Annotated in this window: 15 protein-coding genes; 11 read left to right on the top strand and 4 right to left on the bottom strand. The window is 65.2% G+C overall.

The genetic code is table 11. The annotated features are described in order from the left end of the window. The first annotated feature begins 25 nt into the window (after nucleotides 1-25). From IB255_RS17660 to IB255_RS17650, 3 genes are all read left to right on the top strand, one after another. On the top strand, nucleotides 26-244 hold the full coding sequence (locus IB255_RS17660; protein WP_081515584.1) for a hypothetical protein: 219 nt from the start codon (nucleotides 26-28) through the stop codon (nucleotides 242-244). Between the two features lie 87 nt (nucleotides 245-331). Then, complete coding sequence (gene osmE / locus IB255_RS17655; RefSeq protein WP_081515583.1) at nucleotides 332-676, top strand: osmotically-inducible lipoprotein OsmE; 345 nt, start codon at nucleotides 332-334, stop codon at nucleotides 674-676. A gap of 155 nt (nucleotides 677-831) precedes the next feature. After that, entirely contained in the window at nucleotides 832-1,287 is a 456-nt protein-coding gene (locus IB255_RS17650; protein WP_081515582.1) for a GyrI-like domain-containing protein, read from the top strand. Between the two features lie 101 nt (nucleotides 1,288-1,388). Here IB255_RS17650 and IB255_RS17645 read toward each other — a convergent pair whose 3' ends face one another. Then, nucleotides 1,389-3,473 carry an AsmA family protein gene (locus IB255_RS17645; RefSeq protein WP_081515581.1) on the bottom strand — a complete coding sequence of 695 codons (2,085 nt, stop codon included), beginning with the start codon at nucleotides 3,471-3,473 and terminating at the stop codon, nucleotides 1,389-1,391. Between the two features lie 284 nt (nucleotides 3,474-3,757). Between IB255_RS17645 and IB255_RS17640 the strand changes: the two genes are divergently transcribed. The 3 genes from IB255_RS17640 to IB255_RS17630 all read left to right on the top strand — a co-directional run bounded on the left by IB255_RS17640 (nucleotide 3,758) and on the right by IB255_RS17630 (nucleotide 6,229). Next, complete coding sequence (locus IB255_RS17640; protein ID WP_045216340.1) at nucleotides 3,758-4,291, top strand: ferritin-like domain-containing protein; 534 nt, start codon at nucleotides 3,758-3,760, stop codon at nucleotides 4,289-4,291. Nucleotides 4,292-4,623: 332 nt separating this feature from the next. Further along, nucleotides 4,624-5,391: a hypothetical protein gene (locus IB255_RS31295; RefSeq protein WP_192210603.1), complete on the top strand. Its 768-nt coding sequence runs from the start codon at nucleotides 4,624-4,626 to the stop codon at nucleotides 5,389-5,391. A gap of 331 nt (nucleotides 5,392-5,722) precedes the next feature. Next, nucleotides 5,723-6,229 carry a phage infection protein gene (locus tag IB255_RS17630; protein WP_081515579.1) on the top strand — a complete coding sequence of 169 codons (507 nt, stop codon included), beginning with the start codon at nucleotides 5,723-5,725 and terminating at the stop codon, nucleotides 6,227-6,229. An 81-nt stretch (nucleotides 6,230-6,310) separates the two neighbouring features. On the opposite strand, the gene IB255_RS17625 is transcribed toward IB255_RS17630, so the two are convergent. Next, on the bottom strand, nucleotides 6,311-7,621 hold the full coding sequence (locus IB255_RS17625) for an MFS transporter (protein WP_081515578.1): 1,311 nt from the start codon (nucleotides 7,619-7,621) through the stop codon (nucleotides 6,311-6,313). A 219-nt stretch (nucleotides 7,622-7,840) separates the two neighbouring features. On the opposite strand from IB255_RS17625, the gene IB255_RS17620 reads away from it, so the two are divergent. After that, the gene (locus IB255_RS17620) at nucleotides 7,841-8,083 is read left to right on the top strand and encodes a DUF6868 family protein (RefSeq protein ID WP_081515577.1); all 243 of its coding nucleotides are present in this window, start codon (nucleotides 7,841-7,843) and stop codon (nucleotides 8,081-8,083) included. Nucleotides 8,084-8,195: 112 nt separating this feature from the next. Then, nucleotides 8,196-8,411 carry a hypothetical protein gene (locus tag IB255_RS17615; RefSeq protein WP_081515576.1) on the top strand — a complete coding sequence of 72 codons (216 nt, stop codon included), beginning with the start codon at nucleotides 8,196-8,198 and terminating at the stop codon, nucleotides 8,409-8,411. Nucleotides 8,412-8,417: 6 nt separating this feature from the next. Here IB255_RS17615 and IB255_RS17610 read toward each other — a convergent pair whose 3' ends face one another. Next, complete coding sequence (locus IB255_RS17610; protein WP_139791450.1) at nucleotides 8,418-9,500, bottom strand: fatty acid desaturase family protein; 1,083 nt, start codon at nucleotides 9,498-9,500, stop codon at nucleotides 8,418-8,420. 11 nt (nucleotides 9,501-9,511) lie between these two features. Further along, nucleotides 9,512-10,612: a flavin reductase family protein gene (locus IB255_RS17605; protein WP_081515574.1), complete on the bottom strand. Its 1,101-nt coding sequence runs from the start codon at nucleotides 10,610-10,612 to the stop codon at nucleotides 9,512-9,514. A gap of 154 nt (nucleotides 10,613-10,766) precedes the next feature. Between IB255_RS17605 and IB255_RS17600 the strand changes: the two genes are divergently transcribed. From IB255_RS17600 to IB255_RS17590, 3 genes are all read left to right on the top strand, one after another. Then, the gene (locus tag IB255_RS17600; protein ID WP_081515573.1) at nucleotides 10,767-11,402 is read left to right on the top strand and encodes a TetR family transcriptional regulator; all 636 of its coding nucleotides are present in this window, start codon (nucleotides 10,767-10,769) and stop codon (nucleotides 11,400-11,402) included. 199 nt (nucleotides 11,403-11,601) lie between these two features. Beyond that, nucleotides 11,602-12,102, top strand: a complete 501-nt coding sequence (ureE, locus tag IB255_RS17595; protein ID WP_081515572.1) for an urease accessory protein UreE — start codon at nucleotides 11,602-11,604, stop codon at nucleotides 12,100-12,102. Beyond that, a complete protein-coding gene (locus IB255_RS17590) occupies nucleotides 12,099-12,767 on the top strand; it encodes an urease accessory protein UreF (protein ID WP_081515571.1) in 669 nt (222 codons plus the stop codon). The genes ureE and IB255_RS17590 overlap by 4 nt, the downstream gene beginning before the upstream one ends.

Below are 12,767 nucleotides of genomic sequence, written 5' to 3'. Positions count from 1 at the left end.
ATACCCTTCGCGCCCGGAGTCCGCCATGCGCCCCCTCCAACTGACCCTCCTGCTGCTCCTGGCTGCCGCGCTCTCCGCCTGCGGCCTGGGCGAGACTGCCGCCACGGCGGCCACCACTGCCAACCTGCAGGCCCAGCAGGCGCAACAGGCCCAGCAGCAGATGCAGCAACTCAAGCAGCAGATCGATGCGGCCAACGTGCAGAACCAGCAACGCCTGGACGATGCCCTGAAAGAAGCCCAGTGAGGCCTGCGTCCCACAGATTTCTTGAACGCCGGATCATGACCTAGGCTCCAAGTTGAGCGAGTGAGTTGCTCAACCAAGGAGAACACCATGTACAAGCGATCACTGCTGGCGCTGTTGGTACTGGCCTCGGTGGCGGGCTGCGCCTCCACCAAGGTGCAGAACCCGGTCAACTACATCACCTACCGCGACGAGCCGCTGGTGCGCAATGTCGAGAAGGGGATGAGCCAGGAAGAAGTCCTGAAGATCGGCGGCACCCCGTCGGCGACCCAGAAGCGCCTGATGAAGCCGGGCAGCTGCAACAGCTACATCCTCAGCAAGAACGGGCAGCAACAGCCCTTCTACGTGAGCTTCGACGGCAGTGGCCGGGTGGACGGGTCGGGGTTCATGACCTGTTCCGAGCTGGACCGCCACGAGCGTGATTACCAGCCGTAACCAAGGCCTGAGCGGTGAAGAAAATGCCCTCGCCCGCTGGCGGGGGCTTTTTCGTCTGGCACCTTCATCGGGCAACGCGTCGCAGGCGCGCGGGGTTGTTCCCTGCGGGCATTGACGACGGTCTATCATCCCCGCAGCCATCTCAGGAGCCGCCCATGAAATACCGCATCATCGAACTGCCCGCCTTCGACGTGGTGGGCATGGACTACCGCGGCAGTGCGCCGGGCGACAGCATCGGCCAGCTGTGGCAACGCTTCCTGCCACGCGAGCAGGAGGTCACGGCCAGCGCGGCGGACAAGACGGCCTATGGCGTCTGCACTCAACTGCCGGGCGGTGAGTTCCACTACATCGCCGGCCTGCCGGTGGATGCCGGCGCGGCCGTGCCCGAGGGCATGATCAGCTTCGCGGTGCCCGCGCAGAAGTACGCGGTGTTCACCCACATCGGCCCGGTCAGCGCCATCGCCGACAGCTTCCAGGCCATCTATTCCAGCCTGCTGGCCCGCCACGGGCTGGAGCCGAAGAAAGGCGTGGACCTGGAGCGCTACACCGAACGCTTCCTCGGCCCGCAGGACCCGGCGTCGGAAACCGATCTGTACGTCCCGATCTACTGATCCGCCGGTAGGGCGCATAACGCCTAAGGCGTTATCCGCCTGAATGGCGGATAACCCGTACCGAGTTATGCGCCCTACGCACTGGCGTCACCGGCAGGAGCTCATTTGCCCTTCGTGGGCGCTTTCGCCGGCTGCTTCATCTGTTCCAGCAACGCGGTGCACTGGTTGTCGTCCTGCTTGCTCGGGGCGACAAGTGCCAGCAGCGCTGCCGCCGGGGCGACTGCCACACCCAGGGCTACCATCCCCGCACCGCGCGCAGCCAGCGGCAGGACATGCACACCCGCCTTCGGGTTCTTGAAGGTGCCCTGCACATAGAGCGGCGAGCGCAGAGAGAAGATGCGCACGCCCTTGCTCTGCGGAGTGATGTCCAGGTCCAGCTGCTCAGTGGCGAAGTTGGCCGTGCCGTCCACCGTGATGATCGCGTTCTCGGTGTCGAAGGCGAACACCCGCGGCTTGGCCAGGCCATGGGTGATGCCCACGTCGGCAGCGGCGCAGTTGATCTTCACTTCGTCATCGCCGAACAGCTTGTTCACCACGTAGTTGCCCACGTTGAGCCCGGCGATCTCCATCAGGCTGCGGCTGATGCGCCCGTCGTTGATCAGCAGCTTCATCTCGCCGTTGGCGCCGGCGAGGATGGTTGCCACCGAATTGCCGGTGCCGCTGATGGCCGCGTCGCCATTCAGCTCGCCGAAGCTCGACTGCATCGGCGCAAAGCTGGGGAACAGCTCCTTGAGCTTGAAGCTGCGCGCCTGCAGTTGGACCTTGCTCTGCAACGGCGTCTTGCCGCCGTCCAGGCGGATGTGCGAGTCCAGCGTGCCGCCGGCCACGCCGAAGCGCAGCGGCTCCAGGGTCAGCAGGCCATCGTTGAGCACCAGGTGGGTGTAGAGATCGCTGATCGGCAGCTTGTCGCTGTGCACGATGCGCTTGCCGGTGAACTCCACGTCGGCGTCCATGGCGCGCCAGCGGTCGGTGCGGAACTCTTCCACCGGCAGCACCTTGTCCGCCGGCTGGCGGGTGCTCTGGCCGCGCGCCTGCTTCTCCTTGTTGGAGTCGGCGCCGATCAGCGGACCTAGGTCGGCCATGCGCAACTGGTCCGAGCGCAGCTTGCCGGAAAGCTTGGGCCGCGGCTGGCGATTGACGAACACCAGGTCGCCATGCAGATCGCTGTCGCCGACCTTGCCGTTGAAGTTCTCGTAGTGGAACTGCGCGCCGGCCGAATCGTGCAGCTCGGCTTTCAGGCGGCCGTCGGTCTCGTAGGCCGGCGTATCGGGCAGGGTCACGCCGGTGAGTGGAAAGAGGTTGGCCATGCTGGTGCCAGCCAGCCTCAGGCGCAGGTCCAGCGCGCCGAGGTTCAGCGGGTCGACCAGCGTGCCGACGATGCTCGCGCGGGTGCTGCCGGCGGAGACGTCGGCCTGCACCGGGAAAGGCTTGGCGGCATCCTGCAGGGCGAGCATGCCGCCGACCTTGCCCGAGCCGTTGAGCGGCAGCCCCTTGTACTGGCCCTTGAGCTTCCAGCCGAACACGTAGTCCTGGGTTTCGGCCTTGTCGCCGCCGGCCAGCGCCTTGCCCGCCAGTTCGCCGAACGGCACCGGCTTGCCGAGCGGGTCCACCAGCAGTTCCAGGCGAGTCTTCAGGCGCTGGTCATCGAGGGTGACACTGCCCTTGTCGAAGCCGATCTCGCCGATATCCAGCTTCCACGAAGACTGCTCGGGCGGGGCGTTGGGGTCTTCTTCCTTCTTCGGCAGCTCGAAGGTCCAGGTCGCCCGCCCATCCGCGAGCCGCAGCAGATCGGCGCTGGGGCGGGTGAGGACGATCTGCGGGATGTTCACGGTCTGCCACAGCAGCGGCAGCGGGGCGAGGCGGAACTCCACCTTCTCCAGGCTGGCAAAGTTCGTCGAACGCGTCTTGCCGGCCGCCCAGTCGGGGTTGCCCAGGGTGATGTCCGCGGCGCTGAAATGCGGCCACGGCACATAGGCGCGCCAGCCGCCTTCGTCCGGCTCGGTGCGCCAGAACACCTGCAGGTCGCCATTGATGGCGAAGGGGCGGCCCAGCTCGGCCGAGACCTTCTCGTTGATGGTCGGCTTCACCCGGTTCCAGTCGAAGGTGGCGATGAACACCACCAGCGCGGCGATTACCGCGATGAAACCCGTGAAGCTCCAGAGGCAGATTCGTTTCCCGCGCGTCATACCTGAACTCCCTGCTTGCCGCGTCGGTGGAAGCAGCGACGTCCCCACGTCGCTGCCGGTCATCATCGGCCGCCTGAGCATGCCGGGCCGGCATTCTCCCTTGGCCTGTCGTCTTGGACCAGCATAGCGAGGTGATGGCTCCCGCAATCTGCGCGGCAATTGTGCGCGACGGCGCTGCCGGGCAAAAAAACCAAACTTTCAAGGCGGCCCGCGACTCACACCCTTGAGACCCGAACCAAGCCGCGCGCCACCGCAGCGCCGGCCCGCCGTTAAGGAGATACCTGATGAACCAGGCACAACTGACCGACGTCCAGACCCTGCGCCAGAGGGCGCGCCAGAACATCGAGGACGGCGCAGTGACCGAGGGCTACCATGCCGACCGCAAGACCGTGCTGCGTCTGCTCAATGAGTCGCTGGCCACCGAACTGGTCTGTTACCTGCGCTACAAGCGCCACTACTTCATGGCCACCGGACTGAAGGCCAGCGTGGCCGCCGCCGAATTCCTCGAGCACGCCACCCAGGAACTGCAGCACGCCGACCTGCTGGCCGAGCGCATCATGCAGCTGGGCGGCGAGCCGGACTTCAATCCCCACGGGCTGACCGAGCGCTCCCACGCCGAATACGTGGCCGGCGCCAACCTGCGCGAGATGATCACCGAGAACCTGGTCGCCGAACGCATCGCCATCGACAGCTACCGCGAAATCGTCGTCTACCTGGGCGACGACGACCCGACCACGCGCCGCCTGTTCGAGGAGATCCTCGCCCAGGAGGAAGAGCACGCCGACGACATGGCCGACCTGCTCCAGGACCTGAAGTAACCCCGCCATCGCCCGCATCGATGCCCGACTCCGGCCGGGCTTCGTGCTTGCGCGCCCTGCCATTCGGCGAAGACCCGCATCCCAGAGCCGTTGAGCCAGACCTTCCCCACAAATACATCGAACAATCAGATACTACCAATCACGCCGATATCGCCCATCAAAGGCGTTGATAGAAGTCAATTTTCACAACCAAGTATCTGATTTTAAAGATACTATTCAACAATCATCGACATCGATAGCGACTATCTTTCGGCATCGTTTTCCAATCGATAATCCAGAACAGATACTGAGTCCGTGTCCAACGAACTCCCCACTCTTTCTGGAGCCGCATCATGAAACGCACCCTCGTACTTGGCTTTGCCCTCTCCGTACTTGCTGCCAATGCCGCTTTCGCCGGCTCCCAGCAGGAATCCCCTGTCATCAACGCCAGCCAGACCCAGATCCTGGTTCAGGAAGGCGCCGAACGCAGCCTGGGTCAGCAGCAGAAACAACTGGACGCGGCCAAGGCCCGTATCGCCGAAAACGGCTCCAGCCAGTCGGTTGATCGCCTGATCCAGAAAATGAACGTGGCCGAGAACGGCTCCAGCCAGACCGTCGACCGCCTGCACAAGCAACTGGGCGTGGCTGAAAACGGTTCGAGCAAAACCATCGACCGTCTGCACAGCGAAATGAGCGTTGCCGAAAACGGTTCGAGCAAGTCGGTTGACCGCCTGCACCAGGCCATGAACGTCGCCGAGAATGGCTCCAGCCAGACCGTCGACCGCCTGCACAAGCAACTGGGCGTGGCTGAAAACGGTTCGAGCAAAACCATCGACCGTCTGCACAGCGAAATGAGTGTTGCCGAAAACGGTTCGAGCCAGTCGGTTGACCGCCTGCACCAGGCCATGAACGTCGCCGAGAATGGCTCCAGCCAGACCGTCGACCGCCTGCACAAGCAACTGGGCGTGGCTGAAAACGGTTCGAGCAAAACCATCGACCGCCTGCACAGCGAGATGAGCGTTGCCGAAAACGGTTCCGAGCACACCGTCGACCAACTGCACAGCAACATGGTCGCCGAGTCCGGTGGCGATACCGTCTTCGATGCCCACCTGAAGGCCTGACGCCCAAGGCAGTACACCGCAAGGTGAGAGAAAAGCCCGGCCCCGCCGGGCTTTCTTATCGCTCGAAGTTCACGAAACCCCGCCATCGATAACAGGCCAGCCGTGATTTGTAACGGCGCCTTGCCTGAAACCTCCTGAAACGCACCTGAAAACACCGCCCTAGAGCGGTTTTCGTCGTTACATCATTAACGGCGATAGTAGAAATTAGCCGGCTAAATAATCGACATCGCTGATGCTCTGTATTACCCGGCATCGTTTTTAAATCGATTTATCCGAAGGGAAAATAACCCCGTAGCCAAAACAAACCGCCCCCCTTTCGGAGCCACACAACATGAAACGCCAGATCGCCCTCAGCCTTGCACTCACTTCCCTGATGTCCGCCAGCGCCGTCTTCGCCGCCCCGGCCATCCTCAACAACGGCCCGCGCTCCCTTCCGCAACACGAACACCAGCTGCAGCAGAAGAGCGCTGAAGCCCGTGTCGCCGAAAACGGCTCCGACCGCACCATCGACCGCCTGCACAAGCAGATGGACGACGCCCGCGTTGCCGACAATGGCTCCGAGCGCACCATCGATCGCCTGCACAAGCAGATGGACGATGCCCGCGTTGCCGACAACGGCTCCGAGCGCACCATCGACCGCCTGCACAAGCAAATGGACGACGCCCGCGTTGCCGACAACGGTTCCGAGCGCACCATCGACCGCCTGCACAAGCAGATGGATGACGTCCGCGTAGCCGAGAACGGCTCCGAGCACACCATCGACAAGCTGCACAGCAACATGGTCGCCGAGTCCGGTGGTGACACCGTGTTCGATGCCCACCTCAAGCGTGTTTCCTGATCCAGACGAAATACGCCTGACAGGCGAAAGAAAAGCCCGGCATCTGCCGGGCTTTCTCATTTCTGCGTTAGCGCAATTCGATCAGAGCTTCGTCTCGCCAGCATCCGGCTCGCCATCGGAGCGACCAATGCTCGCCGGCGCTTCCACCACCAGTTCCTCCGGCACTTCCTCGACACGCGGGTCCAGCGCGGCGGCCATCGGGCTGACGGTGTCGGGCATGGCCACGTGGTGCAGCGGCGCCTCGTCGACGCGGTGCACACCGGTGACGCGCTTGGGCTGCACCCAGAAGATCAGGATCAGCGCATAGGCCGAGACCAGCATGTAGAACATGCCCGGCCCGAAGTGACGCATCATCGCGCCGGCGAACAGCGGGCCGATGCAGGCGCCGACGCCGTAGGTCGTCAGCAGCATGGCCGACAGCGCCACCCGGCGCGATTGCTCGACGTGGTCATTGCCCAGCGCCACCGCCAGTGGATAGAGGGTGAACAGCAGCATGCCGGTGACGAATCCGTTCGCCAGCAGCAGCGTATAGGGCAGTTCGATCAGCCCCCACATCGGCACTGCGGCCAGGCACAGCAGCAAGGCGTTGGCGCGGATCAGCCAGCTGCGGTTGACCCGGTCCGACAACCAGCCCAGCGGCCACTGCGCGCAGAAGCCGGCGACGATGCACATGCCGACGAAGAAGCTCGACTGCGCGGTGTCCAGGCCGTTGCGCGCCGCATACACCGGCGCCAGGCCGTAGAACGCGCCGACCATCAGGCCGGCGACGAAGATGGTGCCCAGCGATTGCGGCACGCGCTTCCAGAAGAAGCCGATCTCCAGCGGCGCCGCCACCAGCTTGGCCGGGTGGACGCGACGGGTCAGCGCCAGCGGGATCAGGCACGACGAGAAGCACATGGCGACCAGCAGCAGCGGCTTGTAATCCAGCGCCGGGCTAAGCGCCAGCAAGCCCTGGCCAACGACCAGGCCGGCGTCCACCGCCACCATGTAGCCGGCGAACACCTTGCCGCGCTGGTGCCCTTCGGCCTGCTCGTTGAGCCAGCTCTCGATCACCATGTACTGGTTCATCATGACCGCGCCCATCACGAAGCGCAGGACGATCCACACCTCCAGCTGCGAAACCAGCGCGTGGATCAGCACGATCACCGTGGCCATGCCGGCGCAGGCGACGTAGGAGCGGATGTGGCCGAAGCCGGCGATCAGCTTGTGGCCGAACTTGCCACCACAGACCAGGCCGAAGTAGTACGCCGCCATCAGACCGCCGACCCAGAGGTCGCTGACGCCTTCCTGGGTCAGGCGCAGGCCCATGTAGGTGGTGAACAGGCCGGAGCCGGCGAGCATCAACAGCGTGGCGGTGTAGAGCGCGGGAAACGTGACGAGCGGGCTGAACATGGCAAGTCCGGCAGGAAAATGAGGAAGGTGGGTGTCAGGGCAAGGTTAGCCGTCCGCACATCGGACAGCGGTCATGCGGCAAAGATCACATGGTTTGCAGCAGGTGCGCATTATGGCCGGCGGCCAGTGCGCCGGCTATCGGACGCGCGCCCGCCGGCAAACCGGTGAAACCCTGCGCCCGGCGGCTACTCCAATGCAGTATGTGGCCGGAGAATCCTCATGCCGCTCCTGGACCTGAAACCCTTCCTGCTCTACTGCACCCTGATCAACTACGTCATCCTGCTGGTCTGGTTCGCCGCCTTCACCCTCGCCCACGACTTCGTCTACCGCCTGCATTCGCGCTGGTTCACCCTGCCAGTCGAGCAGTTCGACGCGATTCATTACGGCGGCATGGCCGTCTACAAGATCGGCGTCCTGCTGCTCAACCTGGTGCCACTGCTGGCGCTGTGCATGCTTTCCTGAATCGATCTGCCACCGATGCGACATCATGACCGCCGATCGGAAAGCAACTTGTTGAAATTTATTGGAAATACTCAGGTCGTAGGGTGCACGCAGTTTTCAGGAGATCACCACCGTGCACCACGCAACCCGCAGCCTGCGAAAGACTCTCGACGCCGTCGCCGCCAACAACGAGGCCACGGCCCTGGAAGTCATGCGGGCGCTCGAACAGGTCCAGGATGACCTGCTCCGACAGAAGCTGCTCAAGTCCATCCACCACCTCAACCAGGACGCCGCCGACCTGCGCGCCCTGCGTGAGGACATCGCCTCGCCGCTGACCCGCCGCGCCTGATCTGCCTCAGGCGATCGCCGGCTGTGTCGGTCGGCGATGGATCCAGATGCGCTTGAGCACTGTGGCGAACTGCGCCGACAGGCGGCCGCTGTTGTAGGTCTGGCCGTAGCGCGCGGCAATCGCCTGCACCTCCTTCGACAGCTGCGCATAGCGGCGCGCCGGCAGGTCCGGATAGAGGTGGTGCTCGATCTGGTGGCTGAGGTTGCCGGTGAGGATATGGAACAGCGGGCCGCCTTCCAGGTTGCTCGACCCGCGCAGCTGGCGCAGGTACCAGTGGCCACGCGTCTCCCCCTGCACCACCTCGGGCGGGAATACCGCCGCCTTCTCGGTGAAGTGGCCGCAGAAGATCACGGTGAAGGTCCACAGGTTGCGCATCAGATTGGCGATGACGTTGCCCAGCAGCACCGCGCCGAAGGCGCCGGTGAACAGGCCGAGCAGCGGGAACACCAGGTAGTCCTTCACCCACTGGCGCCCGACCTTGGCGTTGAACTGGCGCAGCAGCGGGCGCAACTCTTCCTTGCTCATCCGCCCCTTCACGTACTTGTCCAGGCGCAGATGCTGCACCGCCACGGCGTACTGGAACAGCAGCGCCTGCAGCGTCACCCAGAGCGGCTGCCAGCGGTAGAACGGCTTCCACCTCTGCTCGGGGAACAGCCGCACCACGCCGTAGCCCACATCGTCGTCCATGCCCAGCACGTTGGTGTAGGTGTGATGCACATGGTTGTGCGTGTGCCGCCAGAAGTCCGCGGGGCCGACGATGTCCCACTCATAGTTGCGCCCGGAGAATTCCGGATCGTTCATCCAGTCGTACTGGCCATGCATGACGTTATGGCCCAGCTCCATGTTCTCCAGGATCTTGCCCAGCCCGAGCAGGAAGGTGCCCAGCAGCCAGGTCGGCGGGAACCAGCCGACCATCAGCAGCACACGGCCGCTCCAGCAGCAGAAGCGCACCGCCGCGCGGATGCGACGGATGTAGCGGGCGTCTTTTTCGCCCAGGTCATGCAGGGTGCGCTGGCGCAGGGCGTCCAGCTCGTCACCGAAGGCCGCCAGTTCGGCGGCGCTGAGGTCGCGATCTTCGCGCATGGACATTCTCCTGAAGATCAGAGATCGACGGTCAGGTCGCCCTGGGGCGCGCTGACGCAGATACGGATGGGCTGGCCCGGTTCGCTGAACAGCTCGCCGCTGCGCAAGTCGCGCACGCAGCCGCTGACCAGCGTGCAGGTGCAACTGGTGCAGACGCCCTGGCGGCAGCCGTGCACCGGGCGCAGGCCGTGGGATTCGGCCTGCTCCAACAGGCTGCGGCGGCTATCGCCAGCCACCTGCAACGCGCTGCGGGCGAAGCTCAGACTCACGGCCTTTGCCGGCTCTTGCCCGTCCCAGGCCGGCGGGCTGAAGCTTTCCACCTGCAGGCTGCGGCTGCTCGCGCCCAGCGCCTGGCGTACCGTTTCGACGAAGCCGCCAGGGCCGCAGGCCAGCACGTGGCGGCCATCCAGGTCGGCCACATGATCGCGCTGGAAGCGTCCGGACAACTCGCCTTCCCGCGCGGCATCGCCGCTCAACGCCCAGCGCAGTTCGAGATTCGGGTACTGCCGCGCCAGCGCCTGAAGCCCATCGACGAAGGCCTTCTGACCGCGCTGACGAACGTAATGCAGCAGCGTTACCGGGCCGCCGTAGCCGCGCGCCAGCGCCTCGCGCAGCAGGCCGAGCAAGGGTGTCAGGCCACTGCCCGCGGCCAGCAGCAGCACGCCCTGGTCGTCGGTCGGCCAGCTCAGGTCGCCGTCCGGCAGGCCCAGCTCCAGCACTTCACCGACGCACAATTGCTGCAGCAGGAAGGTGGATATGCGCCCGCCCGGCTGCAGCTTCACGGCGAACTCCAGGCAGCCGTCCTCGGCGACGCGGGTCAGGCTGTAGCTGCGGCTGTGGCGCACACCGTCGCGCTCGACGAACAACTGCAGGTGCTGGCCGGGCCGCGCGCCACGCCAGTGCGCATTGGGGCGCAGGCGCAGTTCGAGCATGTCGTCCGCCACCCACTGCCGCGCCTCGACCCGCGCGAACACCCGGCGCAGCGACCAGCCACGGTTGCAGGCGCGCAACGCGGCATCGACATCCGACTCGCGCAGCCACTGGCCGCGCACCAGGGCGCGCAGCGGCGACAACAGCGGCGAGAGGAAACGCAGGCCGGCAAAGGGAAGCAGGGACATGGGCGAACACCGAACAGTAAACATGTGTTCACTTAAAATCTCACGAGCAGGAGATTTCAGTCAACACTCGTTCACTATTTTCCACAGGAACTTCCCCCGCGCCGACCGGCATTTGCTAGAGTGCCTGCGCCTTTGCCCTGGATAGCACTGCCGTATGGCCACTCCCCGCGCCGAACAGAAACAACAGACCCGCCTGGCCCTGATGGATGCCGCGCGCGGCCTGATGGACAGCGGCCGCGGCTTCGGCAGCCTGAGCCTGCGGGAAGTGGCGAAGACGGCGGGCATCGTGCCGGCGGGCTTCTACCGGCACTTCACCGACATGGACCAGCTCGGCCTCGCCCTGGTCGCCGATGTCGACGAGACCTTCCGCGAGACCTTGCGCGTGGTGCGTCGCAACGAATTCGAGCTGGGCGGCGTGATCGAGGCCTCGGTGCGCATCTTCCTCGACGCCGTCACCGCCAACCGCACCCAGTTCCTCTTCCTCGCCCGCGAGCAGTACGGCGGCTCGCACCCGATTCGTCAGGCCGTGGGCGCCCTGCGCCAGCGCATCACCGACGACCTCGCCGCCGACCTTGCACTGCTCAACAAGCTGCCGCACCTCACCACCCAGGACATCGACGTGATCGCCGACCTCGTGGTGAAGACGGTGTTCGCCACCCTGCCCGAGCTGATCGACCCACCGGCCGACAGCCTGCCGACGCACCTCTCGCCCCAGGCGAAGATCACCCAGCAGCTGCGCTTCATCATGATCGGCGCCAAGCACTGGACCGGGATCGGCTCGCGGCCCTGACGAACCCACGCGCGCTCGCTCCTACGAAAAGCACTACTGCCCCGCCTTGGTGCGCACCGTTTTCGTGCGCACCATCCTTGCGCGCACGCACCATTGCTGACCACTCGGACAAGGGCTGCAGCCCGCGCCAGAACTGACGCGCGCCCGCACTGGCAAGCCCCTTGCTGTAGCACCGCCATTGCTACTGCCGGACACTGCCATGCTGGTCATCCACCAACGAATCGAACCCCGCGAACACTGGGACGCCGAGCTTCGCCTGAATTACGAGGCGCGCAGCAAGAGTCGCCTGCGCTGCTTCACCAGCACCGGTGAAGACGTCGGCCTGTTCCTCGAGCGCGGCCAGTCGCCGCTGACCGATGGCGAGTGCCTGTTGGCCAACGATGGCCGCGTGGTGCGCGTCTGCGCGGCGCCGGAAAAACTCCTCCACGTCACCTGCGCCAACGCCCGTGAGCTGAACCGCGCGGCCTATCACCTGGGCAATCGCCACGTTGCCCTGCAGGTCGGCGATGGCTGGCTGCGCCTGCTCGACGACTACGTGCTCAAGGCCATGCTCGACCAACTCGGCGCCACGGTGGAAACCATCGACGCGCCCTTCCAGCCCGAACACGGCGCCTACGGCGGCGGCCATCACCACTCGCACCACGGTGAGGAGGAATTCAACTACGCACCGAAGCTGCACCAGTTCGGAGTGCGGCGGTGAGCGCCATCTGGTCGCTGTTGCGCCTGGCCAGTCCACAGTTGCCCATCGGCGGCTACAGCTATTCCCAGGGCCTGGAAAGCGCCATCGACCAGGGCCAGGTGAGGGATGCCGACGGTGCCCGTACCTGGCTCGCCGACCAGTTGCACCTGAACCTCGCGCGCTTCGAAGGCCCGCTGCTGGCCGAGCTGCTGCGTGCCGCGCAAGACGCTGACTGGGACGCCCTGCGCGACGCCGCCGAGCGTCATCGTGCCAGCCGCGAAACCCGTGAGCTGGGCCTGGAGAACCGGCAGATGGGCTTCTCCCTCGGCCAGTTGCTCGAAGCCCTGCCCGAGCTGGACGAGCCCGCCCGCCAGTGGCTTGCAGTGCAAGGCGAGCCCTCCTTCGCCGCCGCCTGGGCCCTGGCCGCCCGCGCCTGGGGGCTCTCCCCGGAGCAGGCACTCGGCGCCTGGCTGTGGAGCTGGCTGGAGAACCAGCTGGCGGTGCTGATGAAGACCCTGCCGCTGGGCCAGATGGCTGCGCAGAAGCTCACCTCGCAACTGCTCCCCGACCTCGACGCCGCCTGCCGGGCCGCGCTGGAAAACGATCCCCACGGCGGCGCGCCTTTCGGGCTCGCGCTGGCCTGCATGACCCACGAAACCCAATACAGCCGTCTGTTCCGCTCCTAG

This window comes from Pseudomonas sp. PDM22, assembly GCF_014851965.1.
GTDB lineage: Bacteria > Pseudomonadota > Gammaproteobacteria > Pseudomonadales > Pseudomonadaceae > Pseudomonas.
This window is presented reverse-complemented; position numbering and strand designations above follow the sequence as displayed.

Bases quoted from the DNA above. Each gene is read 5' to 3' on its own strand.
- IB255_RS17610 (WP_139791450.1), bottom strand. From the start codon at position 9,500: ATGTCCATGCGCGAAGATCGCGACCTCAGCGCCGCCGAACTGGCGGCC.
- IB255_RS17625 (WP_081515578.1), bottom strand. From the start codon at position 7,621: ATGTTCAGCCCGCTCGTCACGTTTCCCGCGCTCTACACCGCCACGCTG.
- osmE (WP_081515583.1), top strand. From the start codon at position 332: ATGTACAAGCGATCACTGCTGGCGCTGTTGGTACTGGCCTCGGTGGCG.
- IB255_RS17600 (WP_081515573.1), top strand. From the start codon at position 10,767: ATGGCCACTCCCCGCGCCGAACAGAAACAACAGACCCGCCTGGCCCTG.
- IB255_RS17640 (WP_045216340.1), top strand. From the start codon at position 3,758: ATGAACCAGGCACAACTGACCGACGTCCAGACCCTGCGCCAGAGGGCG.
- IB255_RS17620 (WP_081515577.1), top strand. From the start codon at position 7,841: ATGCCGCTCCTGGACCTGAAACCCTTCCTGCTCTACTGCACCCTGATC.
- IB255_RS17605 (WP_081515574.1), bottom strand. From the start codon at position 10,612: ATGTCCCTGCTTCCCTTTGCCGGCCTGCGTTTCCTCTCGCCGCTGTTG.
- IB255_RS17630 (WP_081515579.1), top strand. From the start codon at position 5,723: ATGAAACGCCAGATCGCCCTCAGCCTTGCACTCACTTCCCTGATGTCC.
- IB255_RS17650 (WP_081515582.1), top strand. From the start codon at position 832: ATGAAATACCGCATCATCGAACTGCCCGCCTTCGACGTGGTGGGCATG.
- ureE (WP_081515572.1), top strand. From the start codon at position 11,602: ATGCTGGTCATCCACCAACGAATCGAACCCCGCGAACACTGGGACGCC.
- IB255_RS31295 (WP_192210603.1), top strand. From the start codon at position 4,624: ATGAAACGCACCCTCGTACTTGGCTTTGCCCTCTCCGTACTTGCTGCC.
- IB255_RS17660 (WP_081515584.1), top strand. From the start codon at position 26: ATGCGCCCCCTCCAACTGACCCTCCTGCTGCTCCTGGCTGCCGCGCTC.
- IB255_RS17645 (WP_081515581.1), bottom strand. From the start codon at position 3,473: ATGACGCGCGGGAAACGAATCTGCCTCTGGAGCTTCACGGGTTTCATC.